General features: G+C 35.1%; 27 protein-coding genes, 1 tRNA gene and 1 pseudogene. 18 read left to right on the top strand and 11 right to left on the bottom strand.

Annotation, left to right across the window (positions count from 1 at the left end; translation table 11 throughout):
• Window positions 1-273 precede the first annotated feature (273 nt).
• From AABJ51_RS10620 to AABJ51_RS10575, 10 genes are all read left to right on the top strand, one after another.
• On the top strand, window positions 274-1,329 hold the full coding sequence (locus tag AABJ51_RS10620; protein WP_026626135.1) for an asparaginase: 1,056 nt from the start codon (window positions 274-276) through the stop codon (window positions 1,327-1,329).
• Window positions 1,313-1,804, top strand: a complete 492-nt coding sequence (locus AABJ51_RS10615) for a YkgJ family cysteine cluster protein (RefSeq protein ID WP_026626136.1) — start codon at window positions 1,313-1,315, stop codon at window positions 1,802-1,804. Before AABJ51_RS10620 ends, AABJ51_RS10615 begins: the two co-directional genes overlap by 17 nt.
• Before the next feature lie 131 nt (window positions 1,805-1,935).
• Window positions 1,936-2,850, top strand: a complete 915-nt coding sequence (locus AABJ51_RS10610; RefSeq protein ID WP_051290669.1) for a phospholipase A — start codon at window positions 1,936-1,938, stop codon at window positions 2,848-2,850.
• Between the two features lie 666 nt (window positions 2,851-3,516).
• The gene (locus AABJ51_RS10605; RefSeq protein WP_338372505.1) at window positions 3,517-4,242 is read left to right on the top strand and encodes a hypothetical protein; all 726 of its coding nucleotides are present in this window, start codon (window positions 3,517-3,519) and stop codon (window positions 4,240-4,242) included.
• 133 nt (window positions 4,243-4,375) lie between these two features.
• Complete coding sequence (locus tag AABJ51_RS10600) at window positions 4,376-5,107, top strand: hypothetical protein (RefSeq protein WP_338372504.1); 732 nt, start codon at window positions 4,376-4,378, stop codon at window positions 5,105-5,107.
• Between the two features lie 429 nt (window positions 5,108-5,536).
• A complete protein-coding gene (locus AABJ51_RS10595; RefSeq protein ID WP_338372503.1) occupies window positions 5,537-8,422 on the top strand; it encodes a PD-(D/E)XK nuclease family protein in 2,886 nt (961 codons plus the stop codon).
• Window positions 8,423-8,525: 103 nt separating this feature from the next.
• A tRNA-Ser gene (locus AABJ51_RS10590) sits at window positions 8,526-8,610 on the top strand.
• Between the two features lie 270 nt (window positions 8,611-8,880).
• Window positions 8,881-10,092 (top strand): site-specific integrase, encoded by a 1,212-nt coding sequence (locus tag AABJ51_RS10585; RefSeq protein WP_338372502.1) that lies wholly within the window; start codon window positions 8,881-8,883, stop codon window positions 10,090-10,092.
• A gap of 2 nt (window positions 10,093-10,094) precedes the next feature.
• On the top strand, window positions 10,095-10,514 hold the full coding sequence (locus tag AABJ51_RS10580; RefSeq protein WP_321577277.1) for a virulence RhuM family protein: 420 nt from the start codon (window positions 10,095-10,097) through the stop codon (window positions 10,512-10,514).
• Window position 10,515: 1 nt separating this feature from the next.
• Window positions 10,516-11,031, top strand: a complete 516-nt coding sequence (locus AABJ51_RS10575; RefSeq protein WP_338372501.1) for an ORF6N domain-containing protein — start codon at window positions 10,516-10,518, stop codon at window positions 11,029-11,031.
• A gap of 10 nt (window positions 11,032-11,041) precedes the next feature.
• Here the strand turns inward: AABJ51_RS10575 and AABJ51_RS10570 are convergent, their stop codons facing one another.
• Window positions 11,042-11,218: a BF3379 family histone-like protein gene (locus AABJ51_RS10570; RefSeq protein ID WP_338372500.1), complete on the bottom strand. Its 177-nt coding sequence runs from the start codon at window positions 11,216-11,218 to the stop codon at window positions 11,042-11,044.
• Window positions 11,219-11,802: 584 nt separating this feature from the next.
• On the opposite strand from AABJ51_RS10570, the gene AABJ51_RS10565 reads away from it, so the two are divergent.
• Window positions 11,803-13,284 (top strand): radical SAM/SPASM domain-containing protein, encoded by a 1,482-nt coding sequence (locus AABJ51_RS10565; RefSeq protein ID WP_338372499.1) that lies wholly within the window; start codon window positions 11,803-11,805, stop codon window positions 13,282-13,284.
• Between the two features lie 102 nt (window positions 13,285-13,386).
• On the opposite strand, the gene AABJ51_RS10560 is transcribed toward AABJ51_RS10565, so the two are convergent.
• The 6 genes and pseudogenes from AABJ51_RS10560 to AABJ51_RS10535 all read right to left on the bottom strand — a co-directional run bounded on the left by AABJ51_RS10560 (window position 13,387) and on the right by AABJ51_RS10535 (window position 16,415).
• Window positions 13,387-13,653 (bottom strand): DUF4113 domain-containing protein, encoded by a 267-nt coding sequence (locus AABJ51_RS10560; RefSeq protein WP_338372498.1) that lies wholly within the window; start codon window positions 13,651-13,653, stop codon window positions 13,387-13,389.
• Window positions 13,654-13,693: 40 nt separating this feature from the next.
• Entirely contained in the window at window positions 13,694-14,122 is a 429-nt protein-coding gene (locus tag AABJ51_RS10555) for a DinB/UmuC family translesion DNA polymerase (RefSeq protein ID WP_338372497.1), read from the bottom strand.
• A gap of 181 nt (window positions 14,123-14,303) precedes the next feature.
• Window positions 14,304-14,384, bottom strand: a complete 81-nt coding sequence (locus tag AABJ51_RS10550) for a hypothetical protein (protein WP_338375980.1) — start codon at window positions 14,382-14,384, stop codon at window positions 14,304-14,306.
• Between the two features lie 233 nt (window positions 14,385-14,617).
• A complete protein-coding gene (locus AABJ51_RS10545; protein WP_338372496.1) occupies window positions 14,618-15,151 on the bottom strand; it encodes a GNAT family N-acetyltransferase in 534 nt (177 codons plus the stop codon).
• Window positions 15,148-15,588 carry a LexA family protein gene (locus tag AABJ51_RS10540; protein ID WP_338372495.1) on the bottom strand — a complete coding sequence of 147 codons (441 nt, stop codon included), beginning with the start codon at window positions 15,586-15,588 and terminating at the stop codon, window positions 15,148-15,150. Before AABJ51_RS10540 ends, AABJ51_RS10545 begins: the two co-directional genes overlap by 4 nt.
• Window positions 15,589-16,270: 682 nt before the next feature.
• Window positions 16,271-16,415: pseudogene (locus AABJ51_RS10535) on the bottom strand (histone H1).
• Window positions 16,416-16,644: 229 nt separating this feature from the next.
• On the opposite strand from AABJ51_RS10535, the gene AABJ51_RS10530 reads away from it, so the two are divergent.
• Complete coding sequence (locus AABJ51_RS10530) at window positions 16,645-17,712, top strand: sensor histidine kinase (protein WP_338372494.1); 1,068 nt, start codon at window positions 16,645-16,647, stop codon at window positions 17,710-17,712.
• A complete protein-coding gene (locus AABJ51_RS10525) occupies window positions 17,693-18,430 on the top strand; it encodes a LytR/AlgR family response regulator transcription factor (protein ID WP_338372493.1) in 738 nt (245 codons plus the stop codon). Before AABJ51_RS10530 ends, AABJ51_RS10525 begins: the two co-directional genes overlap by 20 nt.
• 22 nt (window positions 18,431-18,452) lie before the next feature.
• On the opposite strand, the gene AABJ51_RS10520 is transcribed toward AABJ51_RS10525, so the two are convergent.
• The 3 genes from AABJ51_RS10520 to AABJ51_RS19390 form a co-directional block, all read right to left on the bottom strand.
• Window positions 18,453-19,178 carry a phosphatase PAP2 family protein gene (locus AABJ51_RS10520; RefSeq protein ID WP_338372492.1) on the bottom strand — a complete coding sequence of 242 codons (726 nt, stop codon included), beginning with the start codon at window positions 19,176-19,178 and terminating at the stop codon, window positions 18,453-18,455.
• Between the two features lie 251 nt (window positions 19,179-19,429).
• A complete protein-coding gene (locus AABJ51_RS19395; protein WP_353527794.1) occupies window positions 19,430-19,906 on the bottom strand; it encodes an AAA family ATPase in 477 nt (158 codons plus the stop codon).
• Between the two features lie 14 nt (window positions 19,907-19,920).
• Window positions 19,921-19,995, bottom strand: coding sequence for a hypothetical protein (locus tag AABJ51_RS19390; RefSeq protein ID WP_353527793.1), 75 nt, complete (start codon window positions 19,993-19,995; stop codon window positions 19,921-19,923).
• A gap of 466 nt (window positions 19,996-20,461) precedes the next feature.
• Here AABJ51_RS19390 and AABJ51_RS10515 point away from each other — a divergent pair, with 466 nt between their 5' ends.
• The 5 genes from AABJ51_RS10515 to AABJ51_RS10495 are packed head-to-tail and all read left to right on the top strand — an operon-like array spanning window position 20,462 to window position 23,624.
• The gene (locus AABJ51_RS10515; RefSeq protein WP_338372491.1) at window positions 20,462-20,725 is read left to right on the top strand and encodes a hypothetical protein; all 264 of its coding nucleotides are present in this window, start codon (window positions 20,462-20,464) and stop codon (window positions 20,723-20,725) included.
• Between the two features lie 11 nt (window positions 20,726-20,736).
• Complete coding sequence (locus tag AABJ51_RS10510) at window positions 20,737-21,756, top strand: fusion protein (protein WP_338372490.1); 1,020 nt, start codon at window positions 20,737-20,739, stop codon at window positions 21,754-21,756.
• A gap of 5 nt (window positions 21,757-21,761) precedes the next feature.
• Window positions 21,762-22,172 carry a PcfK-like family protein gene (locus AABJ51_RS10505; RefSeq protein ID WP_338372489.1) on the top strand — a complete coding sequence of 137 codons (411 nt, stop codon included), beginning with the start codon at window positions 21,762-21,764 and terminating at the stop codon, window positions 22,170-22,172.
• Window positions 22,173-22,175: 3 nt separating this feature from the next.
• Window positions 22,176-23,447 carry a PcfJ domain-containing protein gene (locus AABJ51_RS10500; protein WP_338372488.1) on the top strand — a complete coding sequence of 424 codons (1,272 nt, stop codon included), beginning with the start codon at window positions 22,176-22,178 and terminating at the stop codon, window positions 23,445-23,447.
• Between the two features lie 27 nt (window positions 23,448-23,474).
• A complete protein-coding gene (locus AABJ51_RS10495) occupies window positions 23,475-23,624 on the top strand; it encodes a hypothetical protein (protein ID WP_338372487.1) in 150 nt (49 codons plus the stop codon).
• Window positions 23,625-23,696: 72 nt separating this feature from the next.
• Here the strand turns inward: AABJ51_RS10495 and arsM are convergent, their stop codons facing one another.
• The gene (arsM, locus tag AABJ51_RS10490; protein ID WP_338372486.1) at window positions 23,697-24,509 is read right to left on the bottom strand and encodes an arsenite methyltransferase; all 813 of its coding nucleotides are present in this window, start codon (window positions 24,507-24,509) and stop codon (window positions 23,697-23,699) included.
• Window positions 24,510-24,517 lie beyond the last annotated feature (8 nt).

The raw sequence follows: 24,517 nt of genomic DNA, 5'->3' as shown, positions 1-24,517 counted from the left end.
TCGTACAAGGGCTTTTTCTATAGGAAGAGCCCCTGTATTGGTTGTGTATATCCTTCCCTGTTTTTTTATATCTCGTATATATAACTGCTCTTATGTTTCCTGATAGTTATTGTTGAATGTTATTTTAATGGCTTTATGTCGAGGATGTAAGTGTTAAAATGTCGTTTTGCTTTTTGATATAGGCGAAAGTTCCGTTTTTTTTGACATTTTGATTGTTTGGTTTGGCTTATTTATGCTATTTTTGTAAGCCTCATCAAATAAGGTTATAGTTGCATGATTGATTACAATGCTAATATACTGTTGATTTATACCGGAGGAACTATCGGTATGGTAGAAAATAACCAAACCGGTGCACTTGAGGTTTTCGATTTTAGTCACCTGACAAGTCACATGCCCGAGTTGCAGAGGTTCAGGTTTCGAATCGAAACCATTGTCTTTGATCCTGCTATAGACTCTTCTGATGTATCTCCCGCCCATTGGAAAAAACTAGTGAAAATAATAGAGCAGAACTATGTTGATCACGATGGTTTTGTGATTCTTCATGGAACCGATACGATGGCATATTCGGCTTCGGCTCTTAGTTTTATGATTGAGAATCTGCAAAAGCCGGTTGTGTTTACTGGAGCACAGCTGCCTATTGGTAAATTACGAACCGATGCAAAAGAAAACCTTATTACGGCTATGGAAATCGCAGCCGATAAAGATTCTATTGGTAATCCTATAATACCGGAAGTTTGTATTTTCTTCCAGAATTATTTGTTGAGGGGCAACAGGTCTACAAAAGTGAATGCCGATAACTTCAATGCATTTGCGTCATATAATTATCCTATCCTCGGAAAGTCGGGTATTCATATTCGTTATGACATGGCTAAAATTCTTAAGCCCGATTACGAGAAAAAGGTTCGTTTTCATTATCTGATGGACTCGGAAATTATTATCTTTAAACTTTTTCCGGGTATTCAGCGCAAAACTGTCGATGCTATACTTAATGCTGAGGGTGTAAAGGCTATTGTTCTGGAGACTTACGGGTCAGGTAATGCTCCCCGTTATGAGTGGTTTATCGAGGCTTTGCAGGATGCGGTAAAACGTGGACTGATTATTGTAAATATAACTCAGTGCGAAATGGGTTGTGTTGAAATGCAACGCTATGAAACCGGAAGAGAATTGCTTAGAGCCGGAGTTATCAGTGGATATGATGCCACTGTAGAAGCTACCGTCACTAAACTGATGTACCTCTTGGGACATAAATATTCGAGAGAAGAGATTATTGTAAGAATGCGTGTGCCATTGGCCGGAGAATTAACTCGCTTTGATGAAAGAGAGATCTGATAAGTATAAGTCATTATCGGTTATTGCCGAAAAAAATAAATCTGAGTTTCTGTTGTTTCATAAAAAACACAGAAAACGTTTGGAGAAGATGGACTCGATAGTGCATGATTTGCACGAAAGGTTTTCTTCCGAAATAAATTGCCTTGAGTGTGCAGCCTGCTGTAAAACTTTGGGTCCTGCTATTTACGACAAGGATATCGAGAAAATGGCAAAAGCTTTGAGGTTGAAGCCGTCGGAGGTTGTTACTCTTTATTTAAGGATTGATGAGGATGGTGATTATGTTTTTAAAACGATGCCATGTCCTTTTCTTATGGCTGATAACTATTGCTCTATTTATGAATCGCGTCCCAAAGCATGTAGAGAATATCCTCATACTGACAGGAAAAAATTTAGCCAGATTTACAAACTTACTGTAAAAAACACCGCAACATGTCCGATAGCATATGAAGTGCTAAAGGAACTTATTAAGAACTAAGGTCTTTGACCTGTTTATGCTTTGGTAAGTGAAACAGCCAAAGAGTGTTATAAATTAAAAGTATATTAAAGATACTTTCTATTACTTAATATAAAATACAGTATTAATTAAGCCATTTTATTCCGATTGTTATGAAACGAAGTTCGTTAAATGTATTGTTTTTAACTTTGCTCACTTTGTTTGTTTGCTTGTCTGTTTATAGCCAAGAGAATATTCCGGTTGAAAAAGATTCGGTAAAGCATTCACGCTTTGAGGCTAAAACCGAAGAGGTGTTGGATAAGGTTTTCAGACCGGATCCGGAATTAGTTGCAGATAGTATTATCAAGGTGTTTGATGATACGCCATCATTCGGAATTTATAAAGATAATTATATCGCTGTAGGTACAGACTTGTTTCATAAACCGGATAGGTATAACTCGGATGCAAAATTCCAGATAAGTATAATTCAGCGTTTGACGAATAGTGTTTTGCCTTTCAAAACATACCTGTTTCTGACCTATACCCAGCTGGCTATGTGGGATGTTTTTCAGGAATCATTTCCTTTCAGGGATATAAATTTTAACCCAACAGTAGGGCTTGGTAAACCTTTGGTGCATAATAACCGCTATCTGGGAGATATATCGGTGCAATTGGAGCATGAATCGAATGGGAAAGATGGTGATGATTCGCGCAGCTGGAATAAGGTAAGCTTTTCGGGACAATTTAAGATAAACAGGCACTGGAGTTATTTTGCTAAGTTGTGGATTCCTATAGTTGATGGTGAGAATAATAGCAATATTGTTCGCTATAAAGGTTGGGGGACATGCGCACTCAGTTATAATCAACGGGATAAGTATAATATCAGTGTGATAGTGAACAGCCGCCCCGGATTGTTTAATGCCAATTTGACGGTTAATGCTTCGTACCGATTATTTAAGAAAGAGAATCAATACCTGTTCTTTGAATTTTATAATGGCTATGGCGAAAATTTACTGGATTACGATCAGTTTCGACAAAGATTCAGATTGGGTTTTGTAATCAGACCTAATTTCAGATTTATATATTAACCCAAAAAGACAGCAGAGTGCAAATGCTAGATTTGTTAATTTAGAAAAAAGTCTTACATTTGCACTGTTGGCAAGTTCTTGTTAGCTATCTGAATGTATATTTTATGATTGATAATTTTACACATATAAGCATAGAAAATAATCTAAAATTTAACGTTTTAGGTTTGGCTTTCTTGTGTGAAATATTAGAGAGAGAGAGAGAGAGAGAGAGAGAGAGAGACGCATCTAGCGTAACAAATAATCAAAAATTTCTATTGTGTCAAAATAACGGAGTGTTTTTTTATGCTTCGTGTTTTGTTGTATCCATATCCTATGATCTTACTGTCCTCTTCCAGAAAGGTGATTTGATACAAGTTCTTAGGCTCGTTTTTTATACGAGATCTAATTCTATTTCACGCGATTCGTGGGCGTTTCAGTCTTTTGTTGCGTTGGCATATCTGCTAATCTTCACATTTACAGATTATCTGATTTTTTATACCAATTTTAAAATAAGTTGGTTCGCTAGGACAAGTCAATTTGAATTGTTCCCTATTTGTTGTCGTTCAAATATATATCAATGTAATGCTTTGTCTGTAGACCAACTAGCATACACATCGGGGTGCAGTGATTGCACTCCAATGTGTTTTTTACTTTTCTCAAAAAACAATAACTCTAAATAAAACAACAATGAAAATGAAAATTTTATTACTGATGGGAATTTGTGTTTGTAACTTCTTACAAGCCCAAGTTGGGGTAAATATAACTAATCCTCAAGGAGTATTCCATATTGATCCTCTCGGGGATACTGTAGGGGCAAATAATGGGAGTGATGATGTGATTGTCTTAAATAATGGAAATGTAGGAGTGGGGACTCTTTCTCCGTCGACAAAATTACATATTAAAAGCTCAACAGCTGGAGCTATAAGAATAGAAGATGGCACAGAGGGGTTAGGTCGTGTCTTAACTTCCGATGCACAGGGTGTTGGTCGATGGGAGGTAGCCAAAGGTAGCCTTGTTAATGGTGTTGTATTTGCAGAGAATATACCTGCTCCTTCAACTTGGTCATTAACTAAGTCTTATATTATAATCCCGCCCCAAGTTTCTTGTGTTATTGCTTGTATGGCTCAGTTCTCTCTAGCAAACATTAGTCAATCCGGTTTGTTTTTGGGATTTAGTACTTCAAATACTGCATTTTTGAATGCTTCTCCTGCTGCTCAAGTGATATTTAACAGGCAATATTCTATGGCTGGTTCCTTTCTTATTTGTAATGGTTTCGTGACAGATATTAAAAATACTTCAAATAGCAATATGACTTTGTATTTATGGGCCAGGTCGGATCAACCTGTAGGTACAGTTAGATATGCTCCGGCTAATACGGTTAATGATATTAAACTTTATGCAATCGTTAATTAATAATCTTTTAAAGTAACAGAAAGTGTTTGATGACGTGTTTTTATGTGATAAAAGACTGTTGCTTTTATGCTTGAAAGTCAATAAATAGGTATGAGACCTTATTCCGAAAAGTTTATGTTTTTTAGAAATTAGAATGATGATGAAATTTATTTTTATATTATTGGGATTATTAGCTGTAACTCTTTCCTATTCTCAGATAGGAATTAATACAGATGCACCTCAACGGCTTTTTCATATCGATGCATTAGGGAATACTGTTGTTGGTAATAATACAACTGATGATGTTGTTGTGACAGGTACTGGAGATTTAGGAGTGGGGCTAATCTCTCCGAACGAAAAGCTGCATATTAAAAGTCTAACCGGTGGAGCGATAAGAATAGATGATACTACGCAAGCTGAAGGTTTGGTATTGACATCTGGTAATACACAAGGAGTCGCAATTTGGAAATCTCCGGTGGGATCCTTAATAAAAGGTTTTGTTGTGGCAGAGACTATTACTGTTTCTAATACACAATGGGTGCTAACTAGTTCTTATATTGATATACCATCACAATCGGCATGTATTGTTAATTGCTTGGTTCAATTTGTTATAACAAGTGCAAGTCAGCCCGGTTTATTCTTGGGGCTTAGTACTTCGAATACCGTATTTATAAATGCTTCTTCTTCAGGACAAGTAGTCACTTCAAAACAATATTCCGGTGCTAATAGTCCTCTTATAATGAGTGGTTTTGTGGGAGATATTGAAAACAATACAAATGCGACTATGAGATTGTATCTGTGGGCTTTTACGGATAGTACCACAGGAGTCTCTTATGCTCCGGCTAATACTGTTAACGATATTAGACTCTATGCGATTAGCTATTAGTAAAAAACGCTTTAGGCTTATAAATTTCCAAGAGCGATTTAGAGAGCGCTTCATCTTTATTTTTTATCTATAGAGAAAGTGTTCTTTAAGGAGTTGATATCTAAAGAGGAAATTTTAAAATGTACCCATAAAGGAACAATAGAAAAATGTAACTTTTATTGTAACCTTTGTAACCTTTTCGGGAAAATAGAGCCAAATCCAAGAGGAATTTTTTTAGGGGCAGCTAAATCCCCTTTAGTGGAAAGAGGGAGGAAATAACAATAGAAAGTGTGTAATTCCGTTGTAACTTTTGTTACCTTTTTTATAATGGTTTCTAAGTTCGTTATTTGTGGATGGGTCAAAAATAGATCACTGACAGCTGATTTTTTGTGCCAAAGAATGTATCTTTAAGGTCTTGTAACCATATAAAAATAGTTAAGTCATAAGCGGATGATCCCATTTCTCTATAATGTAGCGGAGGCTTTTTTTAAGCAGTACGGCAACAAGGTGAGCGGTTTTACATTTGTGTTTCCGAATCGTCGTGCCGGATTGTTTTTTCAGAAGTATCTGTCTCAGATTGCAAAACGTCCTGTTTTTTCACCTGAGATACTTACTATCTCCGATTTATTTACCCGTTTGAGTGGTTTGGAAACAGCAGACCGTATAGAGCAGTTGTTCATCTTATATGATTCGTATAAGAATCTGAGCGGAACGGAAGAAACTTTTGATGAGTTTTTGTTTTGGGGAGAAATGTTGCTGAATGATTTTGACGATGTGGATAAGTATTTGGTGGATGCACGTCAACTGTTCTCAAATATTCAGGACTTGAAAGAAATAGATGCCGGTTTCGGATTTCTAACCGAAGAGCAGATTATTGCAATCCGCCGTTTCTGGGCCAGCTTTATTCCGGTAGGTGACAGTGAGCGTAAGCGCGAATTTCTGGAAATGTGGCAGGTGTTGTTTGAACTATACACTTCGCTGAGAGACGAACTTCGTGTAAGAGGACTTGCTTACGAAGGAATGATATTTCGAGAGGTGGCCGAGAAGGCTAAAGCAGATATGGAAATGGAACTGCCTTCGGAGAAGATTGTCTTTGTAGGACTAAATGCTCATAGTATTTCCGAAGAGCAGCTGCTGAAATATTTGAAGCGCAAAGGTGTTGCTGATTTTTATTGGGATTATTCCTCCTCTTTGGTGAAAGATCCTGATAATAAAGCTTCGGCTTTTATAGACCGGAATAAGGTGCAGTTTCCATCGGAGCTGACCTTAAAACCCGAAGATATACCAATGGAAAAACCGATATTGGAGGTTATTGGTATTCCTTCGGCAGTAGGACAGGCTAAGTTTGTACATTCTATTGTGAGGAAACTGATGGATGATAAGCAGATAACTTCTGCCGATCAGGCTTTGAATACTGCCGTCGTACTTTCTGATGAGAATCTGCTTTTGCCGGCTTTATATTCCATACCCGAAGAGATTGATAAGATAAATGTGACTATGGGGTACGGTCTGATCAATTCGTCAATAGCCGGATTAATGGATCATATATTTGAGCTGCAACGCAATATAAGGGAGTCATCAGGAGCAAGATTTTACTATTTCCGTTTTGTACTGCCTATCCTTAATCACCGTTATATACTGTCTATAGTAGGGGATATAGCGAGGAAGCTTCAGCAGCAGATTATTCAGTATAACAAAGTGCAAGTTGCCATATCTGAATTTGAGGTACATCCTCTGCTTGCTTTAATCTTTAAGCCTATAGATGATTGGACTTCATTTGCTCCTTATCTGAGGGATATTTTATCGCAATTGGAGTCGGCTTTAGCGCTTCGCCGTAACGACGATACTGACGACAACAGTACACGCTCGATAGATATGGAATGTGAATTTATTATCGAGTATTATAAGACTATCAATAAGATGGAGGATGCCTTGTCTAATGTTCGTGCCGAAATGAAGGTCGATACGTATGTGAAACTTCTACGGAAGCTGATTGCCGGTATCAGCGTTCCTTTTAGCGGCGAACCCTTGTCGGGTTTGCAGGTTATGGGTATTTTGGAGACCCGTGCGCTTGATTTTGAGAACTTGATTATGCTGTCGATGAATGAGGGGATATTTCCGATGAAGAAGGCTGCTAATTCTTTTATCCCTTACAACCTCAGACGAGGATTCGGTTTACCGGCTTATGAGCATCAGGATAGTATATTCGCATATCATTTCTACCGTCTGATCAACAGAGCCAGACGTATTTATATGTTGTATGATACCCGTACCGAAGGATTACAGGGGGGGGAAGTGAGCCGTTATTTTTATCAACTGAAGCATTTGTATTCAGATATGTTCGATATCAGGGAGCGGTTGGCTGTATATGAGGTTTCGTCAAGTGAAAGCCTTGCTATATCTGTACCGAAAACACCTCAGATCCTGGAGAAGCTCAGATTGTTTCAAACCGGAGAACGAAGTCTGTCGGCTAGTTCTATAAATATGTATCTCGACTGTCCTTTACAATTCTACTTTTCGGTTGTTGAAAAGATGGAAGATGAAGACGAAGTTGCCGAGACTATTGAAGCTAATACATTCGGTAGTATTTTTCACTCGGTTATGGAGTGGATTTATGAGGAGTTTAAAGGGCGTATGGTTACGGTTGATGTTCTGAATAAGATCAGTAAGGATGATGTGTATCTGTCGTCTTTGATTGAAAAATCGTTTGCCGAGAATTATTTCAAGATCGAAAAGGTAAGGCAACTTACTGGGCAGAATTTTTTGACAGGTGAAGTCTTAAAACGTTATGTGAAAAAGGTATTGGCTACAGATGCCAAGCAAGCTCCTTTTATTTATGTCGATTCGGAAAAGAGAATAACAGATCTATATCGGTTACCATCAGGAAAGAGTGTTTCTTTGAAGGGTTTTATTGATCGTATTGATGAGGTGAGAGGGCATACCCGTATCATTGACTATAAAACGGGCAGGGGAGTGCTTGCCTTTAAAGATATGCCTGAATTATTCGATAAAGAATTGAAGGAACGTCCTAAAGCTGTTATGCAGGTATTTATGTATGCTCATCTTTATTTGAAGGAGCATCCGGATACGGTATTGGAATCGGGAATCTATTATCTGCGGAATCTTTTTGATGATAATTTCAATCCTTTGGTTGAATACAAACCGTCAAAAGATGAACGGAAGCTGGTGGCAGATTTTGCTGAATTCAGAGAGGAGTTCAAAAAATATTTTGAGGACTGTTTAGATGAGATTTTCGATGAAGAAACCCAATTTGCTCAAACTCCGACAGGTAAGGCTTGCGAATGGTGTGCTTTTACGGGTATCTGCAAAAAATAAGCGAAATATGTTGTAAAAAAACGATCTTAAATATTTTGACTTTTCAAAAAAGTCCTTATCTTTGCAACGCTTTTGAGGAAAAGCACAATGCTTATTAAGCATTGGAGAGATGGCAGAGTGGTCGATTGCGGCGGTCTTGAAAACCGTTGAACTGCGAGGTTCCGGGGGTTCGAATCCCTCTCTCTCCGCGGAGATTAAAGCCAAAAGGCGATAAAAAAGAGATAAATCCTACAATATCAATAGATTGTAGGATTTTTTTATGTCTATACTTTTCCATCAAAAGACATAAAACAGCCACTTTCAGACAAAGACTTGTCCCTAAAGTGTTCACCCTAAATCTAAATTCGTTCACCCTATATTTTGTCCAGTATTGGCACTGTTTTGGACGAACATGGAAGTGTGTAAATTCCTAATTATTAATAGTGTAAATTAATTTTGACGATTAAAAATGAGGAGTTATGAAAGCTGCTAAAAGTACTTTTAAAATCATCTTTTATCTGAGAAAGGATAAAATGAAGAAAAATTCGTTCACCCCTATTTTCTGCAGGGTAACGATCTCTGGAGAATCTGTAAGTTTTAATATCCATACCGATATTCATGTCGATATGTGGGATACTAATGCTAGTCAAGCCAGTGGTAAAACAAGGGAAGCCATGAATATCAACCGTATTCTGGATTCTTGTAAGACAAGCCTTCACAATATGTACAGGGATATCTTTGAAAGAGATAATTTTGTATCTGCGGAAAAACTGAAGAATGCTTACTTGGGAATATCTACAGATAATACAATGTTGTTGGAGTTGTTCAATCAGCATAACAAAGATGTAGAATCCTTACTTGGAATTAACAAAACCAAGGCGACCTTACAAAAGTATAAAGTCACTTATACTAGACTTTCTGATTTTATGAGGCATAAATACAGTATTTCGGATGTTAATGTGAAAGAGATTAAATATCAGTTCATCGTAGATTTTGAAAACTATTTAAGAACTGAATGTAACTGTAACGCAAATACTACAGCGAAATTTATTCAATTTTTCAAGCGAATAATAATTATTGCCCGAAATAATGGTTGGATGCAACACGATCCATTTGCGAATTACAAAATTCGTATAAAGAAAGTAGACAGAGGGTATTTAACAGAAGAAGAATTACAGAAAATAGAACAGAAAGAGTTAACAATCGATCGGCTAATCAAAGTACGCGATATTTTCATTTTTTCTTGCTTTACGGGTCTTGCTTATGTCGATGCAAAGAATCTTACTTATGATAACATAAAGAAAGGGGTTGATGGTAATCTTTGGATTATAACAAAAAGAGAAAAAACAGATACACCTGTAACAGTTCCTTTGATGAGTATTCCTTTGGAGATAATTGAGAAATATCGTAATAAGCAGCCTAACTGTAAAGTTTTACCTCTTCTCACGAATCAAAAAATGAATAGTTACTTGAAAGAGATAGGTGATTTATGTGAAATAGAGAAGAATTTAACATTCCACCTAGCCCGGCACACATTTGCAAGTACAACTACCCTCGCAAAAGGAGTCTCTATTGAGGCAGTTTCAAAAATGTTAGGGCATACAAACATTAAGACCACTCAGATATATGCACGAGTAACCGAGAATATGATTAGCAATGAAATGCATAAGTTAACATTACAAAATAAGTAATTATGGAAACAGGATATATAAAGTTTGAAGATATAGAAACCAATAAACCGGTTATTGAAGTAAAAATAGTTAATGGCACGGTTTGGATGACAATAAATGAAATAGCTGATCTGTTTGGTACATATACTCCTACAATCAATAAGCATCTTAACGCTATATTTAAAGAAGGTTTATTGAGAGAACCGAATGTAACAAAAGAATATAGATATGCCCTAAATAAGAAAGAAGAATATATTCGGACCTATTATAATCTAGAGGTTGTTATCTTCCTGAGTTTTCGTATTCAATCCTTATACACCAAAGCCTTTCGGGAATGGGTATTGAATGCTTTCTGTGAATATGGAAAAGAAGCAACAGAGCCAGAGGTAATCATACTGTTTAATACGAATACAAGAAAGTCCACTCTTAATATACCTAACTGATATGGAACTACAGATTATTCAGAACAAGATATTTGAAATAAGGGGCATGCGTATTATGCTTGACTTTGATCTGGCTGAACTGTATCAGGTAGAAACTAAAAATCTGAAAAGAGCAGTCAAACGGAATATTGAAAGATTCCCCGACGATTTTATGTTTGAATTAACAGCCGATGAATGGGAAATCTTGAGGTGTAATTTTGGCACCTCAAGTTGGGGAGGAACACGGTATATGCCTTTTGCTTTTACAGAACAGGGGATAGCACAGCTTTCCAGCGTCTTAAATAGTCCATTAGCTATTCAAGTAAATATCTCTATAATCAGAGCCTTCGTTACATTAAGAAAGTATGCTTTAGGCTATGCAGAACTTAACCAAAAGTTAGAAACATTTATGCTCGAAACCAATATGCAGTTTAATGAGATATATCAGGCTCTGACAGAGTTGGCCAGTACCAGAGAACAGGATGATAAACCTCGAAAACGTGTGGGATACATACAAAAAGAAGAAGAGGAGCAATAGCTCCTCTTTCTTATTTCTTAGACTCTTCAATAGACACTTTACGGAATTCTTTCAAACCTTTTTCTATTTCCAAAGACACTTTTCTAGCACGTTGTCCGGCTGCTTTATTCCCATTCTCTACCTGAGTGTTTGCATCTTTTGAAAAGTCAGCAAACAATTGACTTAAATTTTCTACTAGATTTTTCATTATGTTCTTATTTTTATCAGATTGCAAAGATAGGTTTTTGATTGAACTTCTCTCTAACATTTTTGGAATAGATGGACATCGCGGGTTATTGTGGATTGATGAGCACTAGTGTTAGTTTAACGACAAGAATCCATCAAATAATTTTATAGATACAATTTTTTTCTATTCTTGTGAATGTTGCAAGATTATAAACCAATAAATATAAGATCTTGCCTCGTAAATAAAATGATATGTAGAAGAAATATTTAAATGTTATTCAACAAATATATATCATCTGTTGAATACATATAAAGATGTTAAAATTAAATTTATAAATGCTTTGTTGTATGATTGTTATTTTATAATTTTAAGTGTGATTAACAACTGAATTATTAACCATTAAGAAAAGGAGGTAACTTATGACCTATACAAAACCTAAAGTATTGGCTAAAAGTACTACTCAGATGGCTGAATGTCGTCCTAATAGTAAGCCAAGTGGAAGGCCTTGTAATAAACCAGGACCTGGAGGACGTTAATAAACCAATTTGTCAGGAGATGTTTTTTATCATTAAAACATTTCCTGATTTTACTAAAGAAATATTCTTATGTTTTTTAAGCAAAAGTCTAATATTATATTCAGAAGTTACGAATCTTTCGGATATATCACTGATAATCGAAATTTTGGATATAAACCAATTAATAGTACTGAGAATTATATTGGTGATAAAATACTATCGGAAAGTGGAAATGTTTTTTTCTCTGTATTAGATAGAAAACCTCAAAATATTGATGAACTCTCAAATAAAATAAAAGAGCAGTTCCCAGATATTGATATACAGATACTAAGAAATGATGCTTATGAGTTTTATTGTATGCTTGAACAGGATGGATTTGTAGTGTCTGGAAAAACATTTAAAGAATGTGAAGAAAAAGATGTGCAATTTTCATACAAGAGATTCGAGTCTGAAACTATAAAAGAGGATTCTCTTTCAACAAGTAAGTATTCTGAAAAAGATACGCAAGATTTCTTTGAAGAATACTTTAATGGCAAGCCACAGCTTACAAATTTACACATAGAACTTACAAGTAAATGTAACGAAAGATGCCTACACTGTTATATACCTCACGAGAATAAAATAAGTAATATTTCTTCAAATTTATTTTATGCTATTTTAGAACAATGTAAAGAACTTAAATTACTGCATTTGACCTTAAGTGGAGGGGAGCCAATGTTGCACAAGGAATTCTGTGATTTTTTAAAAAAATGCAGAGAGTATAATTTTTCTGTAAATGTGCTTAGTAATTTAACATTACTAAATGATAGAATAATTAAAGAAATGAAGACGAACCCACTTCTCGGTGTTCAAGTTTCATTATATTCGATGACTCCCTCTATTCACGATGAAATAACCCAAATGAAGGGAAGTTTTGAGAAAACAAAAAATGCAATTTTGAAACTGATTGAGAACGATATCCCTTTACAAATAAGTTGTCCAATAATGAAGCAAAACAAGGATTGTTATAATGATGTTATTGAATGGGCTAAAAAACAGAGGATTAATGTAGGAACTGATTATAATCTTATTGCAGAATACGATCATACAACACAAAATTTGAATTGTCGCTTACCTATTAATGAAGTCAGAAAGATCATATGCGATAAGATTGACACTGATATAAAATATTTAGAACAGATTGAACTGGCTGCTAAGGAGAAAAAAGATACGACATCGAATGATTTTGTTTGTAGCGTTTGTCGTTTCTCTATTTGCATAACAGAGAATGGAGATGTATACCCATGCGCAGGTTGGCAAGATTATATTGTCGGTAATGTAAAAGAAACTCTTCTAAAAGATATTTGGGAGAACTCCAAGAAAGTTCAATATTTAAGAGGTCTGCGTAACAAAGATTTTCCTAAATGTATTCAATGCTCAGATAAAGAGTATTGTACGATGTGTATGGTTAGAAATGCCAATGAAAGCCATCAAGGAGATCCCTTAACAGTTAGTCCGCATTTCTGCAGTATTGCGAAATTGAACAAACAAATAATACATGATTTCAGAAAGCATGAACTATCGAGCAGATGAATATATTATCTTAAGAATATTCACACTAACTAAGATCAAGCAAAATAGAGTAATTTTTTTATCTAGAAGAGGGTATTTGGTTCTCTTGAAATGAATTATGAATTAAATTCTAATTTCGATTATATCATTAAAATCGGTCGTGTATCGTTTTGAGAGATGCTCCTGACGAATATTCTTACTATAGCCGTTTCCTTCAATAGCAAGTTTTATAGTGTCACGTCTATGCTTTTTATTTATCTCATCCAAAGTTTTATTTAATCGCTGTTGTTTATCACGATCTTTTTCATCAAAGATATCCCACATGGCATATTCTTCGCGGATAATATCTATCAATAGAACTCCAGCCCTTTTATATTCCAGATTTGGCAAATAGATAGAATCCAAAGCCTAACGGAAGTACCCGATAACTTCATCTGTATCTGATGTATAGAAAGACAAAGGAACAACCTTTGACGGTTTGGTATACATTCTCGTCAAATCTATCGGTCTGCACGAAAATATAGACGGATTTGGTTACGGTTTTCTGTTTTTTCAATTTAGCTATACTCAATGAGGCTAAAGAAGCGATAGACTCTAATAAATTGTTGTATTCAGTAATTGGCTGTCTGAAACTTCGGGAAGTACACATTTGTTGTTTCTCAACGACTGAATCAGACGTGATGCAAGGTTCTCCTTGAAGTTTTAGCCAAGTTCTTTCTCCTACAACAGTCATTTTACTTCGCACCCATGAACGTGATTTTTGATTCAAATTGTAAACTGTATTTACACCATAATATTCTAAGGTTTTAGATATTCGGCGACCAATGCCCCAAACATCACCAATTTCTGTTTTTTGCAATGCCTTTATTCGTTTTTCATCCGAATCGATAATACAGACACGATTCTATGCTAGATATTTCTTAGCAAATCTATTGGCTAATTTGGCGAGCATACGATTTGGTGCAATGCTAAGCAATACAGGGATACCAGACCCTCGAGCAGTAGTTTTCATTAATTTTTGACCGAAGTCGGATAGATTGTCAATTCCTACTAAGTAAAAAAACGTCATCAATGGAATAGACATCTATTTCAGGAACTTGCTCTGCTAAGATTGCCATCACTCGTCTAGATAAATCACCGTAAAGAGTATAATTGGATGAAAAAACAGCGATATTTTCTTTTCGAATCAATTCCTTTCTTTAATAGAAAGGAACACCCATTTTTACTCCTAACTTTTCACCTCTTCACTTCGAGCAATAACACAGCCATCATTGTTGCTCAGAACAACAATAGGTCGATGGATTGAAAACCCTTTCACATGAGGCAAAGAAGTTATTACAGTCAACGAATCCTATCACGGATTCAATTCAATTTTATATAAAATATGTTGTCTAAGTTTATGATTACTCGGAACAAGTGGATGTTTAAAATTTCCAACTATTTCCATGCCTATTTTCTTCATCACATTTTGCGATTTTTTGTTAGGTAAAGAAGTAAAGGAGTAAATTTTCTTCAAACCTAGTTTATCTTTAGCATACTCTAAACAAGCTAAGGCTGCTTCGGTAGCGTAGCCATGTCCCCATGCTTTAGATAGATATCTCCAACTAATTTCTATACAAGGACAAAAGTTGGTGTCCATATCTACAAAATGAAATCCTGTAAAACCAATAAATTCATTTGACTCTTTCAATTCAATAGCATAGAATCCATACTTTTTTTCTTTCAACTCTTGTTTGATTTTGTCTAACATAAGTTTTGATTCTTCAAATGATAATCTCTTTAAAAAGAATTCCATTACTGTAGGATCATTATTCATTTGTTGAAATGGTTTTAGATCACTAGCTTTCCAGTCTCGAACTATTAACCGAGATGTTTCAAAAAATATCATCTTGTCCTTTTATTTTGAATAAAATGCGTTACTATTCCCCAAATTATAAAATCATTGTCAATAGTTACCTTTATGGGTTTATAATTATCATTGGCAGGTTGTAGCCAAATAATGTCTTTTTCGATTTTAATATATTTGATTGTAAACTCGCTATCAATAAAACAATCAGCCATATCTTCATTTCGAGGTTCGAGCGATTTATCAATCACAAGAATATCGCCATCGTGTACATTGGTCTCAATCATGCTGTCGCCTTTCACTCGACCATAAAAAGTAGATGCCGGATGCTTTATCAATTCCTTGTTCAGGTTGATCGCAGTCTCTAAATAATCTTCTACAGGACTACGGAATCCTGCTTTGATAACTTGATCTTCAAACGGTAGAGAAAGCTCTAAATTTACATCCGATTGATGTATTTCGAGGTTTGTTTTATTCACAAGGTAAAGATAAATAATCTAACTCGAAATGATTTTTATTTTAGCATTTATTCAGAAAGCTTTTCTTTACTATCCCAGCTCCACAATAACAGTAATGTCATCTTCTTATTCGGTGTTTAGTTCATCGGTCAAAGGTATGACCGAATTTTGGCGAGCATATTCAGCCTTCGGTTTTCTTCAAAAATCGTTCACTTTCCTTATCAGTCGAGCGTATTTTTTTTGAAAAATATGCTTCTCTAAAATATCTATACCTGCTTGCTGCCCTTGAAACAAAATTCCCTCCTTTCTGGAATCATAATTAAATTGGGTTTAGGGATAACAGTTGTGGCTCTGTGTGGGTGGATAGTGACACCAGTGAGTATAAGCCTTCTGTTATTACGGGGTTTATCCGTGGCTATCAGATTATCTGCCTTGTATTTAAAATAGCAAAACTTGTTATAAAGATATTCAGGTAAATATCTTTATAACAAGAGTCTTCGTTACATTAAGAAAGTATGCTATAGGCTATGCAGAACTTAACCAAAAGTTAGAAATATTTATGCTCGAAACCAATATGCAGTTTAATGAGAGATATCAGGATCTGACAGAATTAGACAGTACCAGAGAACAGGATGACAAACCTCGAAAACGTGTAGGATATGATATATACAGAATGAGGAAGAGGGGCAGTAGCTCCTCTTTCTTATTTCTTAGACTTTTCGATAGACACTTTGCGGAATTCTTTCAAAGCTTTTTTCTATTTCCAAAGATACTTTTCTAGTACGTTGTCCGGCTGCTTTATTCCCATTTTCTACCTGAGTGTTTGCATCTTTTGAAAAGTTAGCAATTGACTTAAATTTTCCACTAAATTTTTCATCGCTATCATATTTTAAAATCGAATTGTAAAGATAGATTTCTTATTGAACTTTCCTGTAAAATTCAGCAATAGATTAAATTTTGCATAATTGCTTAATTTATGCTTCATCTAGTGGATGCAAAACTGATATTTTTTTGACGGACTCATTTTCAGCGATAAGTGGACGCATTCTATTGAGTTTTATCCCTTAACTTTGTAACATGAAAAAATACCAGCTAAATAGTTTCAACAGTATTTTCTTTCTGCTATGGACTATTATTACAGGCATACTATGGATTGTCGATGAGTCTGATTATCCGTTTTTAATTCAGAAAATATTATCAGCAATCGCTCTGTTAGGACCTTTAATAGTTACTACATATTTTCTATGTAGTCGTATGTTGACTAAGTCGATTGCAGAAAATAAGATACTACTAATTGTTGGAAAAGTTTTATTAGTGGCTATTTTACAATCTTCTATTTTGTGGTTGTTTCAAGAAGGATTGGCTTCATTAGAGACACATGACATATTGCCTCTATCTGAAAATTCGAGAGATAGAGAATCTTTTATTACCTCAATTTTAGAGTCATTACCTTTGACTATTTTAGTTAATCTTGGATTTGCTGGTCTAAAATTCTATTTTGAACATGCCAGACTCTACGAACAACATCTTCTATTGCAAAAAGAATACATAGAAACTCAACTTCAATCTTTACAAGCTCAAATCAACCCTCACTTCATGTTCAATGTACTAAATCATATACATATCCTTATGCAAAAAGATATTGATTTGGCATCTTCTCTATTGATCAAATATTCAGATACGCTCCGTTACCAACTATATGGCTCAGCAAGGGAAACTGTAAACATTAAAGATGAGATCGATTTTATGAATAACTACATTGAAGTCGAAAAATATAGATGGCAGAATAATCTAGATATTAACACGGAATGGAAAATAGAAAAGACTGAAATGCAAATTCCTCCACTATTACTTATTACGTTGATAGAAAATGCATTTAAACATGTTTTTCGGTCAAAATCGCAAAAAGGATATATAAATATAGGTTTACTTCTAAATAAAAAAGAACTTGTATTTACTGTAGAGAATTCGCGATCACCGCAGAAGCAAAAGGTGGCCTCAAATTTAGGAATAGGATTAAACAATTTCAAAAGACGTCTAGAACTTATATATCCAGGTAGGTATACCTTTGTTATTGACGAAGTCGAAAAGGTCTATCTTTCCAAACTAACAATAGATTTTAGTAATGAGCAACAATTTAAATAATATTCGCTTAAAAAGTTTGGTCATCGATGATGAGCCTGGTGCGATAGACGGTATTAACCTTTATATTGAAAAGCTTGAATTTTTAGACGTTGTAGATACTTGTTATTCGGCTATTGAAGCTATGGATATACTGAAGGAAAAAGAGATTGATCTGATGTTTCTAGACATTAATATGCCTAATCTGACAGGTTTGGAATTATTGGAATCACTAGACAAGGCTCCTTTGACTATTTTGACAACAGCTTATTCAGAATATGCATTAGAGGGTTATCGCCTCAATGTGGTCGACTACTTGTTAAAGCCTATTGCTTTTGATCGCTTTTTTCAGGCTGCACAAAAGGCTAAAGATATTTACACCTCAAAACTTCTTCTAAAGAAAGGTGTAGAGACTAAAAGTCCTGATCTTTTCATAAAACAAGGGAATTCGTTTATTAGAATTGTATGGACAGATATACTCTATGTCGAATCTATGCAAAATTACGTCAAAATTCATCTTTCTGACAAGATTCATATTGTGCATCAAACAATGATAGCTACTGAAGCAATGCTTCCAGAAAGATCTTTTTTTAGAATACATAAATCTTTTCTGGTAAATCTTTCACATATCGATACTATAAAAGGAGATCGAATTTACATAGCTGGAAGAGAATTACCTCTGTCAAAATATCGTCGAGACGATTTGTTTAAGATAGTGGTAAATGATAAACTAATCAGGTGATAATATTTATCCCTATTAGTGCTTAAAATAGCCAACTAAAACCAAAAAAGGAATTGCAAATACTGATTATTAAAATTAGTATAATTATAGAGACAATAGTCAGACAAAAAATATTCGCTCGATGATTTGAGTACAGAGGTAACCGCATCTGTTCTGGTGTATGGTGTAAAAATTTGAAGCGGAGATATTGTAGTAGAAGATAAATTAAAGCTCCCATAATAGAACCGACTATCATACCTCCAACAATGTCGGAAATGAAATGTACACCCAAATATATGCGTGAGTAGGATGTTATAATAGCCCATGCAAAAACAACATAAGTAAAGCGGCGATATTTAAACATAAGTGACATAAAAGTTGCTATTCCGAACCCATTAGCTGCATGTGCCGAAACAAAGCCGAATCGACCTCCTCTATAATCATGTACTATTGAGACAATATTTTTAAAATCGGGATGATGTGTTGGTCTTAGACGTTCGAATGCATGCTTTATCAGATTAGCTGATAATTGATCACACAAAATTCCCAACAATATCATACAAAGTATTAATACTGCAGCTTGTTGCCATTTTGTTTTGTAAATAAATACAAAAAGAGCAATTATAACTAAAGGTATCCATGTAGTTTTTTCGCTATATATCCACATGAAATTATCGACTAAAATATTATGAGGAGCATTTAACCAAAGAAAAACATCTCGTTCGTGAGGCAAGATTGTTTCGACAAGTTGCTGTGCTTCATTTTTCATAACCAATTGTTTACTTTTTTATCTAATACCCAAGAGTCATTCTTTAAAAGAAGAATCGAGATTAGAACTCACTCTATTAAATGATATGAATCCATTGAATAATTTCATAGAGCAAATCTCTTAATATTTTAACTGTTACTCAAATAAGATTGATCAATAGCTGTAAAGTGTTGATTAATGGATAAAATAGCATATTATTCAACATGCGTTGAAAATAAGTAGATTCAGTATTCAATGAAGATATTGGCTTCTCAACTATTAAGTTTGCAAATTCCAGTTTTTTTAATGAAACATATCATTAATATATTGTAATGTGTAGTCACTCCATTTTTCAACAGACAAACAAGGTACTTTAACTGTGTTATACTGTTATACTTCATATCTCCGTAAGTTTTCTTCATTATGTGATAGGTTTCAGCGACAATATCAAAATCATGTTTTCTTTCTGAATCAGTTTCATAGAATTCTTTCCACGGAGGAAGAATAAACACAGTTTCATTATATCTATACTTAGATATCGCATTGAGTAATTCTGTATCAAATTCAAAGTTCATTAATCGCTCATACCCTAGAATATCAGGAATTCCTCGATCAAAAAAATATAAATTTTCACTTTGGGCTAAACGCTCAAAATCTCGAATAGAATATGATAATATTCGTTTGGAATATTTTTTTGCATCTTTCCAAGGTAAAGCATTATATCTATTTGTTACTACCTGATCTTTTATTATTTCACGTCCACTTATGGTACACAGTTATAGCCTATTTTTAACAAATCATTTATTAATGTTGTTTTTCCAACACCGGGCCCTCCGATAATAATATAAAATTTTTTATGTCAATCATTTTATTCTTTTTTTAATTACATAATAAGGTTTGCTACAAATGAATTGGCAGAATAACTATCTGTTTGATTTATTTATACTGAAGAAGTATAGTGAGCAGTATAGGAATTGAAATAAAAAAGAGAACCTTTTTTTATTTGTTGAAGTGATAAAAATATGAGACTAAAATATCACACTTTCTCCTTTTATAACTGCTCCTCTTTTGGCGGAGTCATCTCTTGATCGGTCTTTCTGTTCATCGGGCAAAGGTATGGACGGCTTTTAGTCCTGCATATTCTTACGCCTATCGGTTTTCGCATAAATCTTCCTCTTTCCTTTCAGGCGAGCGTATTTACTGACGAAAAAATATGCCTGTCTAAAAGCCTATACCTAATTGTTGCCCTTGAAACAAAAAACGACCGACACGGCGGATGACGCATGAAAAAAAAAGTCGCAGTTATGAGAAACGAAAGAAAAATATTGAAACAAAACTCCCTCCCCTCTGGAATCATCATAAAATTGGGTTTAGGGGTGGCAATAGTGGCTCTGTGTGCATGGATAGTGACACAAATGAGTATAAACACTTCTGTTGTTACAGGACTTATCTGTGGCTATCTCATTATCTGTCTTGTATTTAAGATAGTAAAGCTATTTATTAAGATCATATTATCCATTATAGTTTTTATCATCCTTATCTCCATTTTCTTATTCCTAATCTTTTAATCCATACAGCCATGACAAAATTATATTCATTGTTCGCAGGGACAACAACCGATACAGAAGTAAAAGCAGTAGCCGAAAACCAAATCATTCAAATGGAAGGATATTCTTATGACCGTTATGTAGTCTACAAAATCACACACGACAAATACGGCTATCACTATCATCTGATAAACCTTCGTACGCTTGATATGCAACAATCTGAAATCATTAAACCGCTGAGCCAAAAGTTTGGAATCGGTATGTATTACGATGAAAACAATATTGAATTCATGCCCGAAGAAGAAGTCATTGAGCTCTATACCAAAGCAAAGGCTAAAGAGGATGCAGAACAAGAAAAAGAAAGGCTAGAGAATGAACGCAGAAAGGCTGTTAGAGAAATCGGTCGCAAATGGCTGAATGAAAACTTACCTGAAGATGCGAAAGCGATCATTGTGGCTCGTTTAAAAGAAGATGAATCCGAGTCACAAACCGATTATTATGCCTCAAGAGTAACACGTACTGTCATCTTAGGTTTTTCCAAGCACAAACGTGATATATTCTCCGAAATGCGGAAGTATGCTCCAAACTTTGAAGAAACAGCACATCTGGCAATCTACAACGAGAAATATGAACACAGGGAAAAGTATTCAATGGGTGCAGGGTATTATTTAGGGGAAAGTAAATATAGCGGATGGATTATTGAGAAATCCCCGATATACGATAGAAAGAACAAGATTGATGAATTTGCCTATGTGGCAGGATGTTCCGATGGTATTTATATCAATAACAGCAATAAAAATAATACTTCTAACGAAAACAAGAAAGAACCAACCCTTCAATTTGAATCATATAACCTCTCTTTTGAGATAGTCGATTATTCAGAGAAAGCAATTGCCCTGTTTGGAGATACCAAAGAAATCAAAGATCTACTCAAAGCGATGGGAGGAAAATTCAATCCGAGATTAACACATAACAATGAGAAACAAGCAGGATGGATATTCTCCAAAACGAAGAGAGAAGAATTAAATACAATATTAAACCTAAATAAATAACAGCTATGAAATCAACAGCATATTTTACACGAACCATACTAACCTATTTAGAACAAAGGGCATCTGTAGACCCTTTGTTCGCCCAATCATTTGCCAATCTTGATAAGAACATTGACGATTGCTGTACTTACATACTGAACCAAGTACAGAAAAGCGGTTGCAGTGGTTTTACCGATGACGAAGTCTACTCAATGGCAGTACATTATTACGATGAAGAAAACATAGAAGTTGGTAAACCAATTGATGCCCAAATTGCAGTAAACCATGTAGTAGAATTGACAGAGGATGAAAAACAACAGGCACGGCAAGATGCTATTGAAAAAGCACAGAATGATGCCTATAACAAGATGATGCAACCCAAGAAGAAGACAACAGCTAAACAAACAGCCAATACAAACCAACTAAGCCTATTCTGACCTATGAAACCAAAGAATAAATTTCAACAACAAGTTGTAGAAGCAGGCAAGACATTACCTGCTATTACCAAAGAACAAATACAATGGGGATATGATAATGCAATTGAATATCTCGGTTATCGATCAAAGAAAGGCATTATAACTTGTTCCAAGTGCGGACACTCATGGCAGGGAGAGGGCGAACTGATTACAACCATTTTAGGTTGTGATTGCCCGAACTGTAAATCAAAGCTGACTGTAAAGGCTACTGCCAAGCGGACATTCAATGATAGCTATTATATGACTGTTATTGATGCTCATAAAGGCTATCAGGTACTACGCACTATTATGTTAGGATATACAAGCAAAATCGGAGAATTACCCAAATACAGTGCATCCGAAGTGATGCAACGTTGGATTGCTTCCAATGGGAAGTACTGCACATTTGCTAAACTTAGACAGACAATGGGTACAATGTATTACGATTCATGGATATTTCATACTCCATTGGAGTTACGACAAGAGATTGATGTTTATAATCGTATCTATACAGGTGCAGTATATCCAAAACAAAAACTCATACCCGAACTAAAGCGTACAGGCTACAAGAAAGCTTTATACAATCAGAAACCGTTGGATTTATTCCGTATCCTACTAACAGATAGCAAAGCTGAAACGTTGATAAAAGCTAAACAAGCCAAGCTATTAAAGCGTATTATGGATAGCGGATGGAAGAACATTGATAACTATTGGCAATCGATTAAAATTTGTATTCGCAATAACTACAAAATCAAAGATGCAACCCTTTGGTGTGATTATATCGATTTGCTTCGATTCTTTGGCAAAGACTTGCATAATGCAAAATATGTTTGTCCCGATAATCTAAAAGCAGAGCACGACCGCTATGTGATCAAGAAAACGAAAGCAGATGCTCAGTTGGAAATAGAAAAGCAACTAACTAAAGAAGATTCATTCAGAGAAGCAAAAGCCAAGTTCTTTGGACTTATATTTTCAGATGGGTTAATCAATGTTCGGGTATTGGAAAGTGTAGCAGAGATAATAACCGAAGGTAAAACTATGCATCATTGCGTAGGTAGTTATCACTCAAAAGAAGATTCGCTGATCCTTTCGGCTTGTATTGATGGTAAACGCATTGAAACAATCGAAGTTTCAATTTCTCAACTAAAGGTTATTCAATCAAGGGGTGTTTGTAATAAGAATACCAAGTATCACAATCAGATAATTAATCTTGTAGAGCAAAATATCTCACTCATTGAAGAACGATTAGCTGCATAAATTTCATTAAACTAAAAGGAAAAGTATATGTATAGATTATATGTCGGATTTAGGCTTTTGGGTGAATTTGATAGTATTAGAGAAGCTAAAGGGTTTGCTGGAAAAAACGGATTGAGTGGAGTATTCAATCTCATCGGAGATAATTATCGGGATGCATGTATGTATCCCGATAATTAAAAACACTCAGGATGACGGTTATCGACAAAAAAGCCGCCTAAAAGGCGGCATATCATCTTTTTATTAGCAACTCTATGATTTTATTCCTGTTACAGTAATCGAATAAATGCCGACATTGCCCGCTTTATATTTAGTAATCGTCAATTCATCTAAATGTTCCTGTAATACATCATCGGGGATCAAAACTGTTTTTGTCCGTTCGATCTTGATATTGGAAAAATTAGCCTTTTTGATCTCTCCTAAATAATCGTCCTTTTGTATCGCACTGGCAATACAACCCGCATACAAGGAAGCATTATCTGTAAACTCTTTAGGGAATACGCCATTCAGCACAACATCAGAGATACAAAAATGACCACCTTTTTTCAATACCCGATATATCTCTTTAAAGATTTTATCTTTTTCGGGTAACAGATTTAAAACACAATTACTGACTACCACATCTATGGAACTATCGGGTAAAGGCATATTTTCAATATCTCCTTCGATAAATTCGACATTGGTATAACCTCGCTTTGTTGCGTTCTTTCGTGCTTTTTCTATCATCTGCGGAGAAAAGTCAATGCCGATTACTTTTCCTGTTTCTCCGACTTCCGATCTGGCTATAAAACAGTCGTTACCCGCACCTGAGCCTAAGTCTAAGACTGTATTACCTTCTCTAATACCTGCATACTCAGTAGGCAATCCGCAGCCTACACCTAAATCGGCATCGGCTTCGTACCCTTTAAGCCCGCTGTAATCTTCGCTCATGATCGTAAAGACCTTCTTTGAAGGTGTCGCAGGATTCGTTCCACAACAGCAATCAGACTTTAACGCATCACTATTCAGAGCCAATTCACTATATCTTTGCTTTACCAAAGCTTTCTTTTCTTCGTTTGTGTTCATATTAAAAG

This window comes from Indolivaga capnocytophagoides, assembly GCF_036511535.1.
Lineage (GTDB): Bacteria > Bacteroidota > Bacteroidia > Bacteroidales > Dysgonomonadaceae > Dysgonomonas_A > Dysgonomonas_A capnocytophagoides.
This window is presented reverse-complemented; position numbering and strand designations above follow the sequence as displayed.